Below are 16597 nucleotides of genomic sequence, written 5' to 3'. Positions count from 1 at the left end.
GGAAATTAAAATGCAGGATGCCGATCGACATCCTGCATTGATTTTTTGGGTCTTATAAGGCCTCGCCCTCCATGGAGCGCGTGGCATAGGCGTTGAGCGTCTGGTCGGCGATGTTGCCAGCGAGATACTCATAATACGCCTGCGCGCCGATCATCGCGCCGTTGTCGCCGCACAGCGACAGCGGCGGCATGCAAAGGCGCACGCCGCGGGCGGCCGTCTCCCGCTGCAGCGCAGCGCGAATGCGGCTGTTGGCGGCCACGCCGCCCGCCACGGCCAGCGTCTTCCGTCCCGTCTGTTCCAGCGCCAGCATGGCGCGCGGCACGAGCATGCCGCACACAGCCTCCGAGAAGGCGGCACAGAGGTCCGGGATAACGATCTGCTCGCCCTTCTGCCCGGCGTTATGGATGAGATTCACGGCCGAAGTCTTCAGGCCGGAGAACGACAGGTCTAGCGGATTGCCGCTCAGGTGCGGCCGGGGCATGGGATAGCGCGACGGGTCTCCGCCCTGCGCCGCGCGGTCAAGGGCCGCACCGCCGGGGTATGGCATGCCGAGCAGCCGTGCGACCTTGTCGAAGCACTCCCCTGCCGCGTCGTCGCGCGTGCCGCCGAGAATGCGCAGCTTCGTATAGTCCTCGACATCGACGAACATGGTGTGCCCGCCGGAGACGACAAGGCACAGAAACGGCGGCTCCAGGTCCGGGTAGGCCAGATAGTTGGCCGCGATATGGCCCTTGATGTGGTGGACCGGAATGAGCGGCACATCGAGCGCCAGAGCAGCCGCCTTGGCAAAATTCACGCCGACGAGCAGCGCGCCGATAAGGCCGGGCGCATAGGTCACGGCGACGGCGTCCAGCTCGCCGCGCGTCAGGCCGGTGTTCGCCAGCGCCTGCTCGGCAAGACCGTAGATGGCCTCAATATGCTTGCGCGAGGCGATCTCCGGCACAACGCCGCCGTATTCGCGGTGCAGCGCGACCTGCGAGGCGATGCAGTCCGTCAGGATGCGTCTTCCGTCCTCCACAATGGCGACGGCGGTCTCGTCGCAGGAGGATTCAATGGCAAGGATCCGCATGATCGAGCTCCTTTCTGAGGATCAGCGCGTCCTCTCGGGGCGCGAGATAGTAATTGGGCCTGCGCCCGATGCAGGCAAAGCCCGCTGCGGTATAGAGCCGCTGGGCCGGGAGATTGGAGGCACGGACCTCCAGCGTCAGAGAGCCGATGCCGCGCGCAGCCAGCCTTTCCTGCAGCGCCTGCAGAAGCGCCTGTGCCGTACCGCGGCGGCGCAGCTCCGGCACGACGGCCAGATTCATCATATCGGCCTCCGGCGGCACGAGCTGCGCGCCGACATAGCCCGCAAATGCGCCGCCCAGCCGCGCAACGAGCCAGAGGCTGAAGCCGGTTTCCAGCTCCTCCGCAATGGAGTTTTCGCTCCAAGGCGCGGAGAAGCACAGACGCTCCAGCGCGGCGATGTCCGCCACATCGGCGGCGGTCATTTCCTGAATTTCGATCATTTGGCAGCGTACCAGCTTTCTCCCTGCTTGGCCTCGGCCACGAGCGGGACCCGCAGCGCAGCGGCGTGCTCCATCTCATTCGTGACGATCTGCATGACCTGCTGCGCCTCTTCCTGCGGGCACTCGACGATCAGCTCATCATGCACCTGCAGCAGCAGCCGGGCCTGCAGCCCCTCGAGCGCATGGAACACACGCACCATGGCCAGCTTGATGATGTCCGCCGCGCTGCCCTGCACGGGCGTGTTGAGCGCGATGCGCTCCGCACCGGAGCGGACGTTGAAATTCGAGCTTTTGATCTCCGGAATGGCGCGGCGGCGGCCAAAGATCGTCTCCACATAGCCCTTCTCGCGCGCCGTCTCCTTGATATCGTGCATATAGGCGCGCACGCCGCTGTATTTTTCGAGATAGCTGTCGATATAGGCCTTGGCCTCCGCACGGGACACGCCGATGTCCTGCGCCAGGGAGAACTCCGAGATGCCGTAGACGATGCCGAAGTTCACGGCCTTGGCATGGCGGCGCATGAGCGGCGTGACGGATTCCAGCGGCACGCCGAACACCTGCGAGGCCGTCACGGCATGGAAGTCCTCACCGGAGCGGAACGCCTCCTGCATGCGCGTATCGTCCGCGATATGCGCCAGCACGCGCAGCTCGATCTGGCTGTAGTCCGCGTCGACCAACACCCAGCCGGGGCGCGGGACGAACATGCGGCGAATTTCGCTGCCGAGCTCCGTGCGCACGGGGATGTTCTGCAGGTTCGGGTCCGTGGAGGACAGGCGGCCCGTCGCCGTGACCGTGTTCTGAAACGTCGTGCGGATGCGGCCGTCCGGCCCGATGACCTTCTGCAGGCCGTCGGCATAGGTGGACTTCAGCTTCGTGAGCATGCGGTAGTCCATGATGGCCTGCACGGCCGGATGGCGGTCACGGAGCTTTTCCAGTACCTCGGCATTCGTGGAATAGCCGCTCTTCGTCTTTTTGACGGGCGGCAGGCCGAGCGTTTCAAACAGGAACACGCCGAGCTGGCGCGTGGAATTGAGATTGAACGTCTCTCCGGCATAGCCGAAGATCAGGCTCTCGCAGGCGTCGATGCGCTCGGAGAGCATCTCGCCGAAGTCATGCAGGGCCTGCGCGTCGACGAGGATGCCGTCGTGCTCCATCTGCGCCAGCACCGGGCACAGCGGCAGCTCGATGTTCTCGAACAGCGGCTGCATGCCCTGCTCGCGCAGGCGCTTGCCGAGCTCCTCCGTCAGGCCGTCGATGCAGGCCGTCCGGATGGCAAGGACGCTTTCCTGCGGGAGCGAGGCCTCGTCCGCAGGCGGGATGTGCAGATAGTCCTGCGCCAGCTGCGGCAGGGCGTAGGCCCCGCGCGTCGCATCGAGCAGATAGGCCGCCACAGCCGTGTCGAACACAATCCCCGCAGGCTCCACGCCGAGAGCCAGCAGCGCACGCAGCAGCGGCTTGCTGTCGTGCACGGTCTTCGGCACGTCCGCCGCAAACAGGCGCTGCAGCAGCGGCACGAAGTCCGTTCCGAGCGTTTCGCGGCGCAGCACATAGGCCGTCTGGTCCGGGCCATCCATGTGCGGCGCGGCCACGAGCATCGAGAGATCGTCCGCCGCAGCAATGCTGAGCGTCACGCCTGATAACAGCGGCTGCGCCTGCTCCGGGGTCTGCACGTCCAGAAGCGTACAGGAGCCTGTCACGGGCTGCGCCGGTTCCTCCGACTCGTCCTGCTCCAAAGCGGCGCTGCGCAGGCCGTAGCGGTCGATGAGGCGCTGGAATTCCAGCGTGGTGAACAGGTCATACAGCGCCCGGCGCTTCGGCGGCCGGATGAGATTGTTCTCCGGCGTGAAGTCGATGGGCGCATCGCAGCGGATCGTCGCCAGCTCATAGGAAAGATAGGCCGACTCGCGGCCGTTTTCGAGCTTATCAAACAGCTTTCCCTTCATGTTTTCCCGGGAAAGATTGGCATAGACGCCGTCGAGCGTACCGAAGCGCTTCAGCAGGTCGTTTGCCGTCTTCGGCCCGACGCCCGCTACACCCGGGATATTGTCCGAGCTGTCGCCCATAAGAGCCTTCAGATCGATGAGGCGCTTCGGCTCCAGCCCGTATTCCGCGCGGAAGACGTCCGGCGTATAGCGCTCCGTCCGCGTCTGCCCGCCCTGCGTGTGCACCAGGCGCACGGAGACGTGCTCGTCGACGAGCTGCAGGCTGTCGCGGTCTCCCGTCAGGATGGCGCAGTCCCACCCGGCCTCCTCGCACAGACGGCCGACCGTGCCGAGCACATCGTCCGCCTCCCAGCCCTCGCAGGCATAGACCGGGATGTTCATCGCGGCGAGTACCTGCTTCATGACCGGCATCTGCATGGCAAGCTCCTCCGGCATGGGGTGGCGCGTAGCCTTGTAGCCGTCATAGCGCAGATGGCGGAACGTCGGCGCGTGCAGGTCAAAGGCCACGCACAGCGCGTCCGGTTTTTCCTCGCTGCGCTCCTTTTCCAGAATATTCAGAAAGCCGTAGATCGCATTGGTATAAAGTCCGTCCCGGGTCGTCAGCGGCCGCACACCGTAAAACGCGCGGTTGATGACGCTGTTCCCGTCCAGGATCATCAGCTTCATATGGTATCTCCTTCGATCAGATGCGCTTCCACTTTGCGCCCTGCGGCGTATCGATGACCTCGATGCCGCATGCCTTCAGCTCGTCGCGGATGCGGTCGGCCTCCGGCCAGTTCTTCGCGCGCTTTGCTTCGGTACGGGCGGCGACGAGCGCGTCGATCTCCGGGTCGTGCTCCTCCTCCGGCCGGGCGCTGCGTGCCTTCTCTGCCGCGGAGAGCAGGTTCAGGCCGAGCACCTCGTCAAAGCTGGCAAGGGCTGCGAGCTTCGTGGCATCGTTCGTCTTTGCCTTCAGCACATCATAGACGGCCGTCACAGCGAGCGACGTGTTGAGGTCGGCGTTCAGCGCGCCGAGGAAGCGCTCCTTCAGCGCCTCGAAGGCCTCCGCGTCGACCGCGCCGTCCTCCGGGCGCAGGGCCGCGATGCGGGCGATGAGCTTTTCGTAGGTCTGTGCCGCGTTGTCGAGGTTCTCCCAAGAGAACACGAGGTTGCGGCGATAATGGCTCTGCAGGCAGAACAGGCGGTAGACGATGGGATCGTAGCCCTTCTCCTCCAGCAGGGACACCGTGAGGAACTCGCCCTTCGACTTGGACATCTTGCCGGACTCCGTGTTCAGGTGATGGACATGGAACCAGTAATTGCACCACTTGTGGCCGAGGTAGGCCTCGGACTGGGCGATCTCGTTCGTGTGATGCGGGAAGGCATTGTCGATGCCGCCGCAGTGGATATCCAGATATTCGCCGAGGTGCTTGATGCTGATGCACGAGCACTCGATGTGCCAGCCGGGATAGCCGACGCCCCACGGGGAGTCCCACTTCAGGGCCTGATCCTCGAACTTGGACTTCGTGAACCAGAGAACGAAGTCATTCTGATTGCGCTTGTTGGAATCCTCCTCGACGCCCTCGCGCACGCCGACGGCAAGGTCCTCCTCCTTATGGTCGTTGAAGACATAGTATTTTTCCAGCTTGGACGTGTCAAAGTAGACATTGCCTCCTGCAAGATAGGCATAGCCCTTGTCCAGCAGCGTCTGGATCATATGAATGTATTCCGGGATGCAGTTCGTGGCGGGCTCCACGACGTCCGGCCGCTTGATGTTCAGCTTGGCGCAGTCGGCAAAGAAGGCGTCGGTGTAGAACTTTGCGATCTCCATGACGGTCTTGTGCTCGCGGCGCGCGCCCTTGAGCATCTTGTCCTCGCCGGTATCGGCGTCCGAGGCCAGATGGCCGACGTCCGTGATGTTCATAACGCGCTTGACGGGATAGCCCATGTAGCGCAGGCTCTTTTCGAGCACGTCCTCCATAATATAGCTGCGCAGGTTGCCGATGTGGGCGAAGTGATAGACCGTCGGGCCGCAGGTATACATTTTGACGAGCTTCGGGTCGATGGGGGTGAAGAGCTCCTTCTTATGGCTCAGGGAATTATAGAGATACATCTTGATCCTCCTGTTTCAGTTTTTCTTCTAATTTTTCGATACGCGCATACAGGGCGTCCAGCTCCAGCCGGACAGGGTCTGGCGTGTGGATATGATCGAGCTTTTCGCCGTTGCGCCGAACGACACGGCCGGGCACGCCGACGACGGTGGAATCCGGCGGCACCTCGTGCAGTACGACGGAGTTCGCCGCAATGCGGGCATTGTCGCCGACCTTGAACGGACCAAGGACCTTTGCGCCGCTGCCGACCATGACGTTGTTGCCGAGCGTCGGGTGGCGCTTGCCGTTCGTCATGCCCGTGCCGCCGAGCGTAACGTTCTGATAGAGCAGGCAGTCGTCGCCGATCTCCGTTGTCGCGCCGATGACGATGCCGGTGCCGTGGTCGATGACGAGCCGTCTGCCGATCTTGGCGGCCGGGTGGATCTCAATGCCCGTCCGCCGCCGCGCAAACTGCGAGACCCAACGGCCAAGGAATCGCAGCCGGTGTTCATAGAGCCAGTGCGCCACGCGGTAATACATCGTGGCGTGCAGGCCGTTATATAACCAGAAGACCTCCCAGCCGCTGCGCGCTGCGGGATCGTTGCGGCGGTATGCCTCTATGGTTTCTTTTAACCGCATTCTTTCGCCTCCAAACAAAAAACTGCCAGCCCCGGATCGCTCCAGAGGCGGGCAGTGCTCGCGGTTCCACTCTGATTTGTTGCTCCGGCCTTGACGCGGCCAACGGGGTCTCCCCGGCGCTCGCGGGCGCACGCTTCACACGGAGTCCGCCGCGCCCGCTCTCAGCCAATGGCGGACGCTCTCTGCGGCAGACGGGCCGGCTACTCTTCCCGGTCATAACGCCTATTTCATTGCTATTATATTACCATCAAGGGCCTGCGGTGTCAAGGTTTTTCCGGAAATTACACCGCCCGCGGACATTCGTCCGTGTATATTCATCGCGATATACAAAATTTTCTGCAGAGCCCGGAATGGGCTTGCTTTTCTTTCGTGAATTTACTATAATGCAAGCGAGCGCAAATCCAGAATCTCCGTCATTTTTACCAATCGCACTCTTTCCGAGTTCGGAACATCCCCGCGGAAACTATGTGAGCAGGAGGAACCTTCATGTTTCAGAATGTACAGCAGATCCAGGATTTTATCCGCCAGAACGGCATCGCATTTCTCGATTTCAAGATGATCGACCTTCGCGGCAGGTGGAAGCACCTGTCCATCCCCGCAGCCCGCTTCAACGAGGACATCATGACGCACGGCATCGGCTTCGACGGCTCGAACTACGGCTATGCCCAGGTTGAGCGCAGTGACATGGTCTTCCTGCCGGACATCACAACGGCGGTCGTCGACCCGTTCGTCAAGGCACCAACGCTCACGATGATCGGCAATGTCATGGTCATCGACCATCCGGCAAACCGCCCGTTCGACCAGTATCCGCGCAATGTCGCCAAGAGCGCCATCGCCCACATGCAGGCTCTCGGCGTCGCGGACGAGATGATCATCGGACCGGAGTATGAATTCCATGTCTTTGACGGCATGACGCGCACCCTGCGCCCGGATGCCGTCGGCTACCGCCTGCAGTGCAGCGAGTCCGTCTGGTCCGCCGGGGAATTCCCGAACAACGGCTTTCACACCGGCCCGCACGATGGCTACCACGCCGATCTGCCCGGCGACCGCACGTTTGACCTGCGCAACCAGATCTGTCTGGAGCTTGCCAAGTGGGGCGTGGACGTCAAGTATCACCACCACGAGGTCGGCGGCTCCGGCCAGCTGGAGATCGAGGTCGAGCTGGGCGAGATGACCCGTCTGGCAGACGCCACGATGGCCGCGAAATACGTCATCCGCAATACGGCCGCCGCGAACGGCATGACGGCCACACTGATGCCGAAGCCCATCTACGGCGAGGCCGGCAACGGCATGCACGTACACATGCTCCTGCGCAAGAACGGGCAGCCCGTGTTCTACGATCCGGATGGCTATGGCCAGCTCAGCCGCACGGCCATGCACTTCATCGGCGGCCTGCTGAAGCACGCCCGCAGCCTCTGCGCCATCACGAACCCCAGCACGAATTCCTACAAGCGCCTCGTCCCCGGATTCGAGGCTCCTGTCACCATCGGCTATGCCATGGCGAACCGCAGCGCCGTCGTGCGCATCCCGGCCTATGTTAAATCGCCGGACAAGAAACGCTTCGAGCTCCGCAACCCGGACGCGATGTGCAACCCGTACTTTGCCTACGCTGCCATTCTGATGGCAGGCCTCGACGGTATTGAGCGCGAGATTGATCCGGCAGGACGTGGCTGGGGGCCGTTTGACTTCAATCTCTTCGACCTCCCGGCAGACGAGCGCAAGCGCCTCGGCCACCTGCCCGCCAGCCTCGACGAAGCGCTCGACGCGCTGGAAGCGGATCACGACTATCTCACGCGCGACGGCGTGTTCCCGATGCCGCTGCTCGAGACGCTCGTCAAAACGCTCCGCGCCGACGCGCAGGAGATCAGCCGCATCCCGCACCCAGCGGAGTTCGACCGCTATTTCGATCTCTGACCGAACCGTATTGGCCCCGTATTCCTTCCGGAGTACGGGGCTCCGCGTGCAGAAGCCCAGAAGTATGACGTGGGAGGGGCTAATCGGTGTTCCGGTCGAGACGATCCGCAATTTGATTTTCTGGAGGAAGCAAAAAATGAAAAAAGAAACAATCCGGCAGGCGGGGCCTGCTGCCAACATCGGGCGCAGACTCTTTGCCCTCCATTCGGCTGCATGCATTCTGCGGGGTCTCATCGGATGAGGGGCGCAAGGATCGCCGGGCTGCTGATTCGCCAGGCCCGTCTCCGGCGGGACTGGAGTCAGGACGGCCTGTGCCTGGGCATCTGCACTCCCTCCTACCTGTCCAAGATCGAGCAGGGCAAGGCAGAGCCCTCTCCGGAGGTGACGGAGCTTCTGCTTCGTCGTCTGGGCCTTGTCTGGATACCGGAGCCGGAGGATCTGAAGCCCTGCTGGAACGCCCTGCTTTCCGGCAGTCCCGGCTTTTTCCTTTGCTATGAGCAGCTGGTACTGCCCCAGCAGGAGAGACTTGCCTGCAGTCCGCTGGCGGCAGACATCCTGTTGCTGGCTGCCTTTTACACAGATACCATGCAGCCCCTGTCGGAGGAATGGGAGCCGTTTCTCTCCACCCGGCAGTTGGCTCTGCAGCGTGCTCTGCAGGGGCGGTGGGACGAGGCCGCGCGGCTGGAACCGCTGCCGCTGCTGTCCTCGCTCCACGGGAAAGCCCTCTACACAAAGGGGGCGTATACAACCGCCATTGAGGTGCTGCGAGACGCCTACCGCTCGGCGGCAGACGCAGGTTATCCCCATATGATGCTTTCCTGCCGTATTCTTATAGGAAACTGCTACTCGGATCTGGGCCGCATGGAGGAAATGATGACCCATTTTTCTGTAGCGGAGCATCTGGCAGAGGCTCTTGGCGACACGGACAGTCTGGCATCCCTCCGCTACAATACCGCTGCCACGCAGCTGCAGCTCGGCCAGCCGGAAAAAGCCCTGCCCTACTTTTCCGCCCTCCCGCATCCCAGCTTTCTGGACCTGCACAAGCTCGCCATCTGCCATGAACAGTTAGGGCACCGGGAGCAGGCATTGGCAGCCGTCCAACAGGCGGAGTCTCTGACCGCCTGCGAGACAGAGCGGCAGATGCTGGCGCTGGTACGCTATCGGCTGGAGCATGCGGATTACCTTCACGACAGCGCCTACGGCGCGCAGCTGCTGGATTGCTTCCGGCAGCTGCAGGAGACATACCCCATGGGCTTCACCCGGTTCCACCTGCAGTGGGTGCTGGCATGGTACAAGGCGAACCGCCAGTACCGCCAAGCTTGCCGCCTGCTGGAGGAGTTTCCTGTAATATAGTGTTTTTGCCAATCTAAGCGTGTCATTCTGGGAATAATTTTCCCATGATGACATGCTTTCTTTTTGTAAGGAGCTGTGCGATAATGATAGCCGCGAGGTGAACACTATGAAACAAACACTCTGGACGCGGGAATTTACCCGCATTACTGCCGCCACAGCACTGGGCGCAGCAGGCGGCATCATCAGTCAGTTTGCCCTATCGTTTCTGGTCTTTGACGAAACCGGCAGCACGCTGGCAGCGGCGCTGGTGGTCGCCATCCAGCTGATCCCGATGGTGCTGCTGCCGCTGGTCGTCGCTCCCATGATGGATCGTCTGCCGCGTAAGCCTTTTCTGGTGTGGGGCGACCTGCTCAACGGTGTGTGCTACGCCGGAGCAGGACTGTTTCTGTTGCACAGTTCCTTTTCCTATATTGCTTATCTGGCCTTTTCCCTGCTTGTGTCGTGCCTTGGGGCCTTTGACGAGCTGGCCTATAACAGCTTTTATCCCCTGCTGTTGCCGAAGGGGCAGGAAGAGCGGGCCTACACCGTCTCAGCCATGCTCTATCCCATTTTGAAGGTTCTGATGATGCCGCTGGCGGCGGTGCTGTACGATAAGCTGGGCGTGGGACGGCTGCTGCTGATACAGGCCGCGCTTTCGGTACTGGCGGCCTTCCTGGAAAGTCGCATTCGCGTGCAGGAAAGCCGCCGGGATCAGGAGCCGCTGCTGTCACTGAAAACATGGTGGCGGGATGTCCGGGAAGCAGCCGCCTATCTGCGGCAGGAGCACGGCCTGCACGGGCTCTATGCGTACATGTCTGTCACCAACGGCATGGCCTCGGGCTATTCTCCCTTGCTCATCGCCTTTTTCCGCACGGCGCCGGGCTTCACTACCGCCATGTATTCCTTTTTCTCCGTTGCGGAATTTGCCGGGCGCACCATCGGCGGAGCCATCCGCTACCGCTACTCTCTCCCGGAGAAAAAGCGCTTTGGCTTTCTGTTCGGTGTATATCAGACCTATGAGTTGATGGACACCTGCCTGCTGTGGCTGCCATATCCCCTGATGCTGGTGAATCGGGCGATCTGCGGCTTTCTGGGCATTCAAAGCGCCACCATCCGTCAGGCGGCAGTCCAGCGCTATATCCCCGACCGGCTGCGCGCCCGGCTCAATGCCTATGAGTCCATGCTCTGCACAGCGGCGGGAGCGGCGCTCTCTCTGGCCATCGGCGCACTGGGAGAGGTGCTGGATTACCGTCTCTGCATGACCGTCTGCGGTCTGATCACCATGGCGGTGTGCTGGCTGACGGTATTTCTGCGGCGGCGTCAGGTGCGCCAGGTGCTGGCGGACCGTCCCGGTGTGGACCAGATCCGGTAGATACCGGTCCGGTTTTGTTTCCGAACATAGGCCAAAGCGACTATGGCCACTTTTTCACGAGGCAAAGCCGGCACAACTTTTTTCGATCTTTTTGCATCGAATATCCCCCGGGGGAGCTTCCGGAACCGAATTTCGTATGCTAAAATGCATCACGAGAACGGGCGAAAGGGCCCGAAATGACAGGAGGACCACCCCCAATGAAACGAATTCTTGCACTGCTGCTGGTGCTGAGCGCCGTTCTGGCGCTGGCCGCATGCAGCAAAAGCCCGGCAGTGACCAAAGACGAAGGCACGACGCTCGTCTACGGCAGCGGCGACTACACCCGCATCAACCCCGCCATGGATGAGCACGGCGAGATCAACGTGCTGCTCTTCAGCGGTCTGACCGCCCACAACGGCAGCAACGAGGTCGTTGCCGGTCTGGCTGAATCGTGGGAATACGATGAGAGCGCCTGCACCTACACCTTCCACCTGCGCGACGGCGTGAAGTGGCATGACGGCGAGCCGTTCACGGCTGCGGACGTAAAATTCACGATCGAAGCCATCATGGACCCCGAAAACGGCTCGGAGAACGCGCCGAACTTCGAAGACGTGGAGGAGATCACCGTTCCCGACGACAAGACCGTCGTGTTCCGCCTGTCCGCACCGAACGTGGCCTTCCTCGACTATATGACCATGGCCATTCTGCCGCAGCACCTGCTGCAGGGCGAGGACATGCAGGAGTCGGACTTCTTCCGCCATCCGGTCGGCACCGGCCCGTATAAGCTGGAGAGCTGGGACGCCGGGCAGTCCATCGTGTTGGTCAAAAACGAGGATTATTACCTCGGTGCGCCGAAGATCGACCGCATCATCTTCAAGATCGTCACGGACGACAATGCACAGGCTCTGCAGCTGAAGTCCGGTGAGATCGATCTGGCCCTGCTCGATCCGAAAAACGCAAAGGACTTTACGGACAAGGAGGGCTATACCTGCTATGACATGACGACGGCAGACTACCGCGGCATTCTCTTCAACTTCTGGAACGACTACTGGACGGAGAACCGCGACCTCATCCCCGCCATCTGCTACGGCATTGACCGGCAGGCCATCATCGACTCCGTCCTGCTCGGGCAGGGCATGGCCGCCTACAGTCCCCTGCAGCGCAACATTTATAACGACTCCAATGTAGAGCACTACGACTATGACCCGGAAAAGGCAAAGACCATTCTGGAGGACGCGGGCTGCACGATGAGTGAAAACGGCTTCTACGAGCGAAACGGCAAGGAGATCGGTTTTGTCATCAGCGTCATGGCCGGTGAGCAGGACCGCATCGACATTGCACAGGCTGCCGCACAGCAGCTGCGCGATATCGGCATCAACTGCACGGTCGACATTCCCGCGCAGATGGACTGGGGCGGACAGATGGCCTGCCTCATCGGCTGGGGCAGCCCATTCGACGCCGACGACCACACCTATAAGGTGTTCGGCACGGACAAGGGTGCAAACTACTCCGGCTACTCCAATGCCGCCGTGGACAGCTACCTGAAGCTGGCCCGCGAGACCTCCGACCCGGAGCAGCGCCGCCAGTATTACGCCAAGTTCCAGGAGGCGCTGGCCGCCGATCCTGCCTATGCCTTCATCTGCTACATCGACGCGAACTATGTCGCCGTCGACGGTCTGCAGGGCATCGCGGCGGATACCGTACTCGGCCACCACGGCGTCGGCATTTTCTGGAATGTTCAGGAATGGACGATCGAGAAATAACAAGAAAAAGCATCGGGAGGCTCGCGGATCGAGCCTCCCAGACTGTTGAAAAAACTGCCCGGCCGAAAATTTCGGAGGGAAGGATAGTGTGAAAGGGAACCGTCAGGGTTCTCTTTCGCGTTCAATAACCCGCCGCAGCGGCAAAATTGCAAAACAATCTTGCAAAATCATATTTTGCAATTTTGAAAGCAGCTTGCCAAAAAAGTTCTAAAAGACTTTTTTGGCAAGCTGCCTCCCGCATGTACGTTTTAACAGGTGATCCTATGGCAGAGCTACTGGAAGTAAAAAATCTGTCCGTCAGCTTTTTCACCCCGACTGGAGAGGTCCAGGCCGTGCGCGACGTCAGCTTTTCGCTGCGCGCGGGTGAGGTCCTCGCCATCGTGGGCGAATCCGGCTGCGGCAAAAGCGTGCTGTGCAAGAGCATCCTGCACCTGCTGCCGCCAAGCGCGCGGCGCAAGAGCGGCACGATCGCGGTAAATGGCCGTGATATCACGCAGCTGCGGGAACGTGAGCTGCAGAAGCTGCGCGGCTCATTGTTTTCCATGGTATTTCAGGACCCGATGACTGCGCTAAACCCCAGCATGACCGTCGGCGCGCAGCTGGCGGCCGCTGTCCGCGTCCATGCGCCCCGCCTGCGCGGCGCGGCTCTGGAGCAGCGCGTGCTCGAGCTGATGCGCCTTGTCGGCATCGACCGGCCGGAGGAGCGGCGTGGCCTGTATCCGCACCACTTTTCCGGCGGCATGCGCCAGCGCGTCGTGCTGGCCATTGCGCTGGCGGGCGACCCGTCGATCCTGTTTGCCGACGAGCCGACGACCGCGCTGGATGTGACCATTCAGGCCCAAATTCTCGATCTTCTGCGCGAAATTCAGCAGAAGCTCGGCACGGCGACCGTTTTCGTCACCCACGATCTCGGTGCCGTGGCGCGCGTGGCGGACCGTGTGGCCGTCATGTACGCCGGGAAGATCGTGGAGCTCGGCACGGCGGAGGATATCTTCTACGATCCGCGCCACCCCTACACCTGGGGTCTGCTGCAGTCGCTCCCGGCGCTGTCCCGTGGAAAGCCGCGGCTGCATACCATTCCCGGCATGCCGCCCACGCTGATCGACCCGCCGAAGGGCGACTCCTTCGCCTGCCGCAACAAATATGCCCTTGCCATCGACTATGAGGAGGAGCCGCCGATGTTCCGCATTTCCGACACCCATTTTGCCGCGACGTGGCTGCTCGACCCCCGGGCCCCGCACATCACGCCGCCGATCGGAGGCGAGCGCCATGGCTGAGCCGCTTCTCGAGGTGCGCGGTCTGACGCACGCCTTCCCGCTCGGGCGAAGGGCCATGCTCCGCGCTGTGGATCACGTCTCGTTCACGCTCCGGCGCGGCGAGGTTCTCGGTCTCGTCGGCGAATCCGGCTCCGGCAAATCGACCATCGCGCGCTGCGTGATGAATCTGCTGCGGCCGCAGAGCGGGCAGATCCTCTATCGCGGCATCGACATCTGTGACCGCCGCGCCTTCCGCGCGAACCGCCGCACGCTGCAGGCAGAGCGGCAGATCATCTTTCAGGACTCCGGCTCGAGCCTGAACGGGCGCATGCGCGTGTGCGATATCATTGCAGAGCCGATGCGCATCCAGCACGTCCGCCCGCCGCGCGGCAGCTACCGCGCCGAGGCGGAATTCCAGATGCGCTATGTTGGTCTGGACGCGGGCTATCTGGACAAATACCCCGGTGAGCTTTCCGGCGGGCAGCGCCAGCGTGTTGCGATCGCGCGGGCCCTTTCCATGGAGCCGGAGCTGCTCGTTGCGGACGAGCCGGTCGCCTCGCTGGACGTCTCCATTCAGGCGCAGATTATCAATCTGTTTCGCCATCTGCAGGAGGAGCACGGGTTCTCCTTCCTGTTTATTGCCCACGATCTGGCTGTCGTGGAATTCCTCTGTGACCGCGTCGGCGTGCTGTATCAGGGAAGGCTCGTGGAGCTGGCCCCGACGGCATCGCTGTTCGCCGCGCCGCAGCACCCCTATACGCGCGCGCTGCTCTCGTCCATCCCCATCCCGGACCCGCGCCTCGAGCGCGCCCGCAGGCCGCTCGTCTTTGAGGGGCCGCTGCCGGACGGCGGCACATGGACGGAGGTCGCACCGGAGCATTACGTTCTGCTGGAAGGAGGGGGCGCCGTATGAAGGTCCGCCGGTTTTTCCTGCGGCTGCTGCCGCGCCTCGGCATTTTCGTGCTGAGCGTGCTGCTGCTCTCCGTTCTGACGTTCTATATCTCCCGCCTCGCTCCGGGCGACCCGCTTGTCTCCTACTACGGCGACCGCGTGGAAAAAATGTCCCCCGCCGAGCGCGAATGGGCTGAGGACAAGCTCGGCCTGAATGATCCCCTGCCCACGCAGTACGCCCGCTGGTTCAGCCGCGCGCTGCACGGCGATTTCGGCATCTCCTATAAATACAAGATGGACGTGCTGGAGCTGATCGGTGACCGCATTGGCAACACCCTGCTGCTCGGCGGGCTCGGCTTCGTGCTGCTGTTCGTGCTGGCTCTGCTGCTCGGCGCGCTGTGCGCATGGAAGGAGGACCGGCCGCTCGACCGCATCCTCTGCAAGCTTGGCACGGTGACGAGCTGCATCCCGGAATTCTGGCTGTCACTGATGCTGATCCTGCTGTTCTCCGTCACGCTGCGCTGGCTGCCAAGCTCCGGGGCCTACAGCGTCGGCCACGCGGACGATGTCGGCGACCGGATCGTGCACCTGATCCTGCCGATGTCCGTTGTCGTGCTGAGCCACCTGTGGTACTATGCCTACCTCGTGCGCAACCGGCTGGTGGAGGAGCTGCGCGCGGACTATGTGCTGCTGGCGCGCAGCGAGGGAATGGGCCGGGCGCACATCGTGCTGCGGCAGTGCCTGCGCAATGTGCTTCCGTCCTATCTCAGCCTCATGGCCATCTCCGTGCCGCATGTGATGGGCGGGACCTATATCGTGGAGGCCGTGTTCTCCTATCCCGGCCTCGGCACACTGTCCTACGAGAGCGCGCGCTACAAGGACTACAACCTGCTGATGGTGCTGTGCCTGCTCTCCGGCGCGGTCGTCATCGCATGCAGTCTGCTGGCGCAGGCCATGAACGCGCGGCTCGACCCGCGCCTTCGCCCGACGGAACGGGAGGTGACTTCAAAATGACAGACGACCGCTTTCGTCTGGTCGGCGTCCGGCCGCAGTCGCCCGCAGCACCGGTACGCCGCGCGCCGTGGTACCGCGGCAAGCCGATTTTTTCAGCCGCCGTTCTGACGCTCATCGTGCTCGGCTGCCTGTTCTGCGAGGTGCTCCTGACGCACGATCCGACCTATCTCGACCTTGCGCACTGCAATGAAGCGCCGTCGCGGGAATTTCTCTTCGGGACGGACCCGATGGGCCGCGATATTTTCTCCATGATCTGGTACGGCGGGCGCATTTCGCTGACCATCGGCGTTCTGTCCACGCTGCTGTCCACAACCATCGCCATTCTGTTCGGCACGGTCAGCGGCTGCGCGCCGGACTGGCTGGACCGTCTCCTGATGCGGCTGACGGAAATTCTGCTGAGCGTGCCGAACCTGCTGCTCGTCGTGCTGCTGCAGGCCATTCTGGGCACGGCAAATGTGCTCACGCTCTCGCTCGTCATCGGGCTGACGAGCTGGGCCAGCATCGCCAAGGTCGTTCGCACGGAGGTGCGCAGGCTGCGCAGCAGCGAATATGTGCTGGCCTCGCGCTGCATGGGCGGCGGCTTCTTCCACGTCCTGCGGCAGCACCTTGCGCCGAATTTCTTCTCGTCCATCTCGTTCATGGTCGTTATGAACATCCGCAGCGCCATCACGGCAGAATCAACGCTGAGCTTCCTCGGCATCGGCCTGCCGATCGAGGTCGTCTCGTGGGGCAGCATGCTTTCCCTGTCCGAAAAGGCTCTGCTCACGGACGCATGGTGGATCATCGTCATCCCCGGTGTGTTCCTTGTGGCAACGCTGCTGTGCATCACGGAGCTGGCCAACGCCATGCGCCGCTCGACCCGCGAACGCACGCTATAAAACAGGATTGGGACCATCGGCTGCCGCCGGTGGTCCCAA

Annotated in this window: 13 protein-coding genes; 8 read left to right on the top strand and 5 right to left on the bottom strand. The window is 62.3% G+C overall.

Features of this window, described 5'->3' with window-relative positions:
* Nucleotides 1–52 precede the first annotated feature (52 nt).
* From tsaD to cysE, 5 genes are read right to left on the bottom strand one after another with little or no spacing between them, the layout of a single operon-like run.
* Nucleotides 53–1069: a tRNA (adenosine(37)-N6)-threonylcarbamoyltransferase complex transferase subunit TsaD gene (gene tsaD, locus ACMKFF_RS03130; RefSeq protein WP_419496003.1), complete on the bottom strand. Its 1017-nt coding sequence runs from the start codon at nt 1067–1069 to the stop codon at nt 53–55.
* On the bottom strand, nt 1050–1508 hold the full coding sequence (gene rimI, locus ACMKFF_RS03125) for a ribosomal protein S18-alanine N-acetyltransferase (protein WP_419496002.1): 459 nt from the start codon (nt 1506–1508) through the stop codon (nt 1050–1052). The genes tsaD and rimI overlap by 20 nt, the downstream gene beginning before the upstream one ends.
* A complete protein-coding gene (polA, locus tag ACMKFF_RS03120; RefSeq protein WP_419496001.1) occupies nt 1505–4117 on the bottom strand; it encodes a DNA polymerase I in 2613 nt (870 codons plus the stop codon). Before polA ends, rimI begins: the two co-directional genes overlap by 4 nt.
* Nucleotides 4118–4133: 16 nt before the next feature.
* Nucleotides 4134–5543, bottom strand: a complete 1410-nt coding sequence (gene cysS / locus ACMKFF_RS03115) for a cysteine--tRNA ligase (protein WP_419496000.1) — start codon at nt 5541–5543, stop codon at nt 4134–4136.
* Nucleotides 5530–6159, bottom strand: coding sequence for a serine O-acetyltransferase (gene cysE, locus ACMKFF_RS03110; protein WP_418464854.1), 630 nt, complete (start codon nt 6157–6159; stop codon nt 5530–5532). The genes cysS and cysE overlap by 14 nt, the downstream gene beginning before the upstream one ends.
* Nucleotides 6160–6645: 486 nt before the next feature.
* Between cysE and glnA the strand changes: the two genes are divergently transcribed.
* The 8 genes from glnA (at nt 6646) to ACMKFF_RS03070 (ending at nt 16558) form a co-directional block, all read left to right on the top strand.
* Nucleotides 6646–8073, top strand: coding sequence for a type I glutamate--ammonia ligase (gene glnA, locus ACMKFF_RS03105; RefSeq protein WP_419495999.1), 1428 nt, complete (start codon nt 6646–6648; stop codon nt 8071–8073).
* Nucleotides 8074–8310: 237 nt separating this feature from the next.
* Entirely contained in the window at nt 8311–9426 is a 1116-nt protein-coding gene (locus ACMKFF_RS03100; protein WP_419495998.1) for a helix-turn-helix domain-containing protein, read from the top strand.
* 106 nt (nt 9427–9532) lie between these two features.
* Nucleotides 9533–10777: an MFS transporter gene (locus tag ACMKFF_RS03095; RefSeq protein ID WP_419495997.1), complete on the top strand. Its 1245-nt coding sequence runs from the start codon at nt 9533–9535 to the stop codon at nt 10775–10777.
* A gap of 197 nt (nt 10778–10974) precedes the next feature.
* Nucleotides 10975–12519, top strand: a complete 1545-nt coding sequence (locus tag ACMKFF_RS03090) for an ABC transporter substrate-binding protein (protein WP_419495996.1) — start codon at nt 10975–10977, stop codon at nt 12517–12519.
* A gap of 263 nt (nt 12520–12782) precedes the next feature.
* Nucleotides 12783–13796: an ABC transporter ATP-binding protein gene (locus ACMKFF_RS03085; protein ID WP_419495995.1), complete on the top strand. Its 1014-nt coding sequence runs from the start codon at nt 12783–12785 to the stop codon at nt 13794–13796.
* The gene (locus tag ACMKFF_RS03080) at nt 13789–14688 is read left to right on the top strand and encodes an ATP-binding cassette domain-containing protein (RefSeq protein ID WP_419495994.1); all 900 of its coding nucleotides are present in this window, start codon (nt 13789–13791) and stop codon (nt 14686–14688) included. The genes ACMKFF_RS03085 and ACMKFF_RS03080 overlap by 8 nt, the downstream gene beginning before the upstream one ends.
* Complete coding sequence (locus ACMKFF_RS03075) at nt 14685–15680, top strand: ABC transporter permease (protein WP_419495993.1); 996 nt, start codon at nt 14685–14687, stop codon at nt 15678–15680. Before ACMKFF_RS03080 ends, ACMKFF_RS03075 begins: the two co-directional genes overlap by 4 nt.
* A complete protein-coding gene (locus ACMKFF_RS03070) occupies nt 15677–16558 on the top strand; it encodes an ABC transporter permease (RefSeq protein ID WP_419495992.1) in 882 nt (293 codons plus the stop codon). The genes ACMKFF_RS03075 and ACMKFF_RS03070 overlap by 4 nt, the downstream gene beginning before the upstream one ends.
* The last annotated feature ends 39 nt before the right edge of the window (nt 16559–16597 follow it).

This window comes from Faecousia sp., from assembly GCF_048519415.1.
Taxonomy (GTDB): Bacteria; Bacillota; Clostridia; order Oscillospirales; family Oscillospiraceae; genus JAZOXB01.
Note: the sequence above shows the minus strand (reverse complement) of the source record. Positions and strands in the feature narration are given on the sequence as shown.

What these genes read in the sequence shown, in the direction of transcription:
- tsaD (WP_419496003.1), bottom strand. Translation starts at nt 1,069, where the DNA reads ATGCGGATCCTTGCCATTGAATCCTCCTGCGACGAGACCGCCGTCGCC.
- rimI (WP_419496002.1), bottom strand. Translation starts at nt 1,508, where the DNA reads ATGATCGAAATTCAGGAAATGACCGCCGCCGATGTGGCGGACATCGCC.
- polA (WP_419496001.1), bottom strand. Translation starts at nt 4,117, where the DNA reads ATGAAGCTGATGATCCTGGACGGGAACAGCGTCATCAACCGCGCGTTT.
- cysS (WP_419496000.1), bottom strand. Translation starts at nt 5,543, where the DNA reads ATGTATCTCTATAATTCCCTGAGCCATAAGAAGGAGCTCTTCACCCCC.
- cysE (WP_418464854.1), bottom strand. Translation starts at nt 6,159, where the DNA reads ATGCGGTTAAAAGAAACCATAGAGGCATACCGCCGCAACGATCCCGCA.
- glnA (WP_419495999.1), top strand. Translation starts at nt 6,646, where the DNA reads ATGTTTCAGAATGTACAGCAGATCCAGGATTTTATCCGCCAGAACGGC.
- ACMKFF_RS03100 (WP_419495998.1), top strand. Translation starts at nt 8,311, where the DNA reads ATGAGGGGCGCAAGGATCGCCGGGCTGCTGATTCGCCAGGCCCGTCTC.
- ACMKFF_RS03095 (WP_419495997.1), top strand. Translation starts at nt 9,533, where the DNA reads ATGAAACAAACACTCTGGACGCGGGAATTTACCCGCATTACTGCCGCC.
- ACMKFF_RS03090 (WP_419495996.1), top strand. Translation starts at nt 10,975, where the DNA reads ATGAAACGAATTCTTGCACTGCTGCTGGTGCTGAGCGCCGTTCTGGCG.
- ACMKFF_RS03085 (WP_419495995.1), top strand. Translation starts at nt 12,783, where the DNA reads ATGGCAGAGCTACTGGAAGTAAAAAATCTGTCCGTCAGCTTTTTCACC.
- ACMKFF_RS03080 (WP_419495994.1), top strand. Translation starts at nt 13,789, where the DNA reads ATGGCTGAGCCGCTTCTCGAGGTGCGCGGTCTGACGCACGCCTTCCCG.
- ACMKFF_RS03075 (WP_419495993.1), top strand. Translation starts at nt 14,685, where the DNA reads ATGAAGGTCCGCCGGTTTTTCCTGCGGCTGCTGCCGCGCCTCGGCATT.
- ACMKFF_RS03070 (WP_419495992.1), top strand. Translation starts at nt 15,677, where the DNA reads ATGACAGACGACCGCTTTCGTCTGGTCGGCGTCCGGCCGCAGTCGCCC.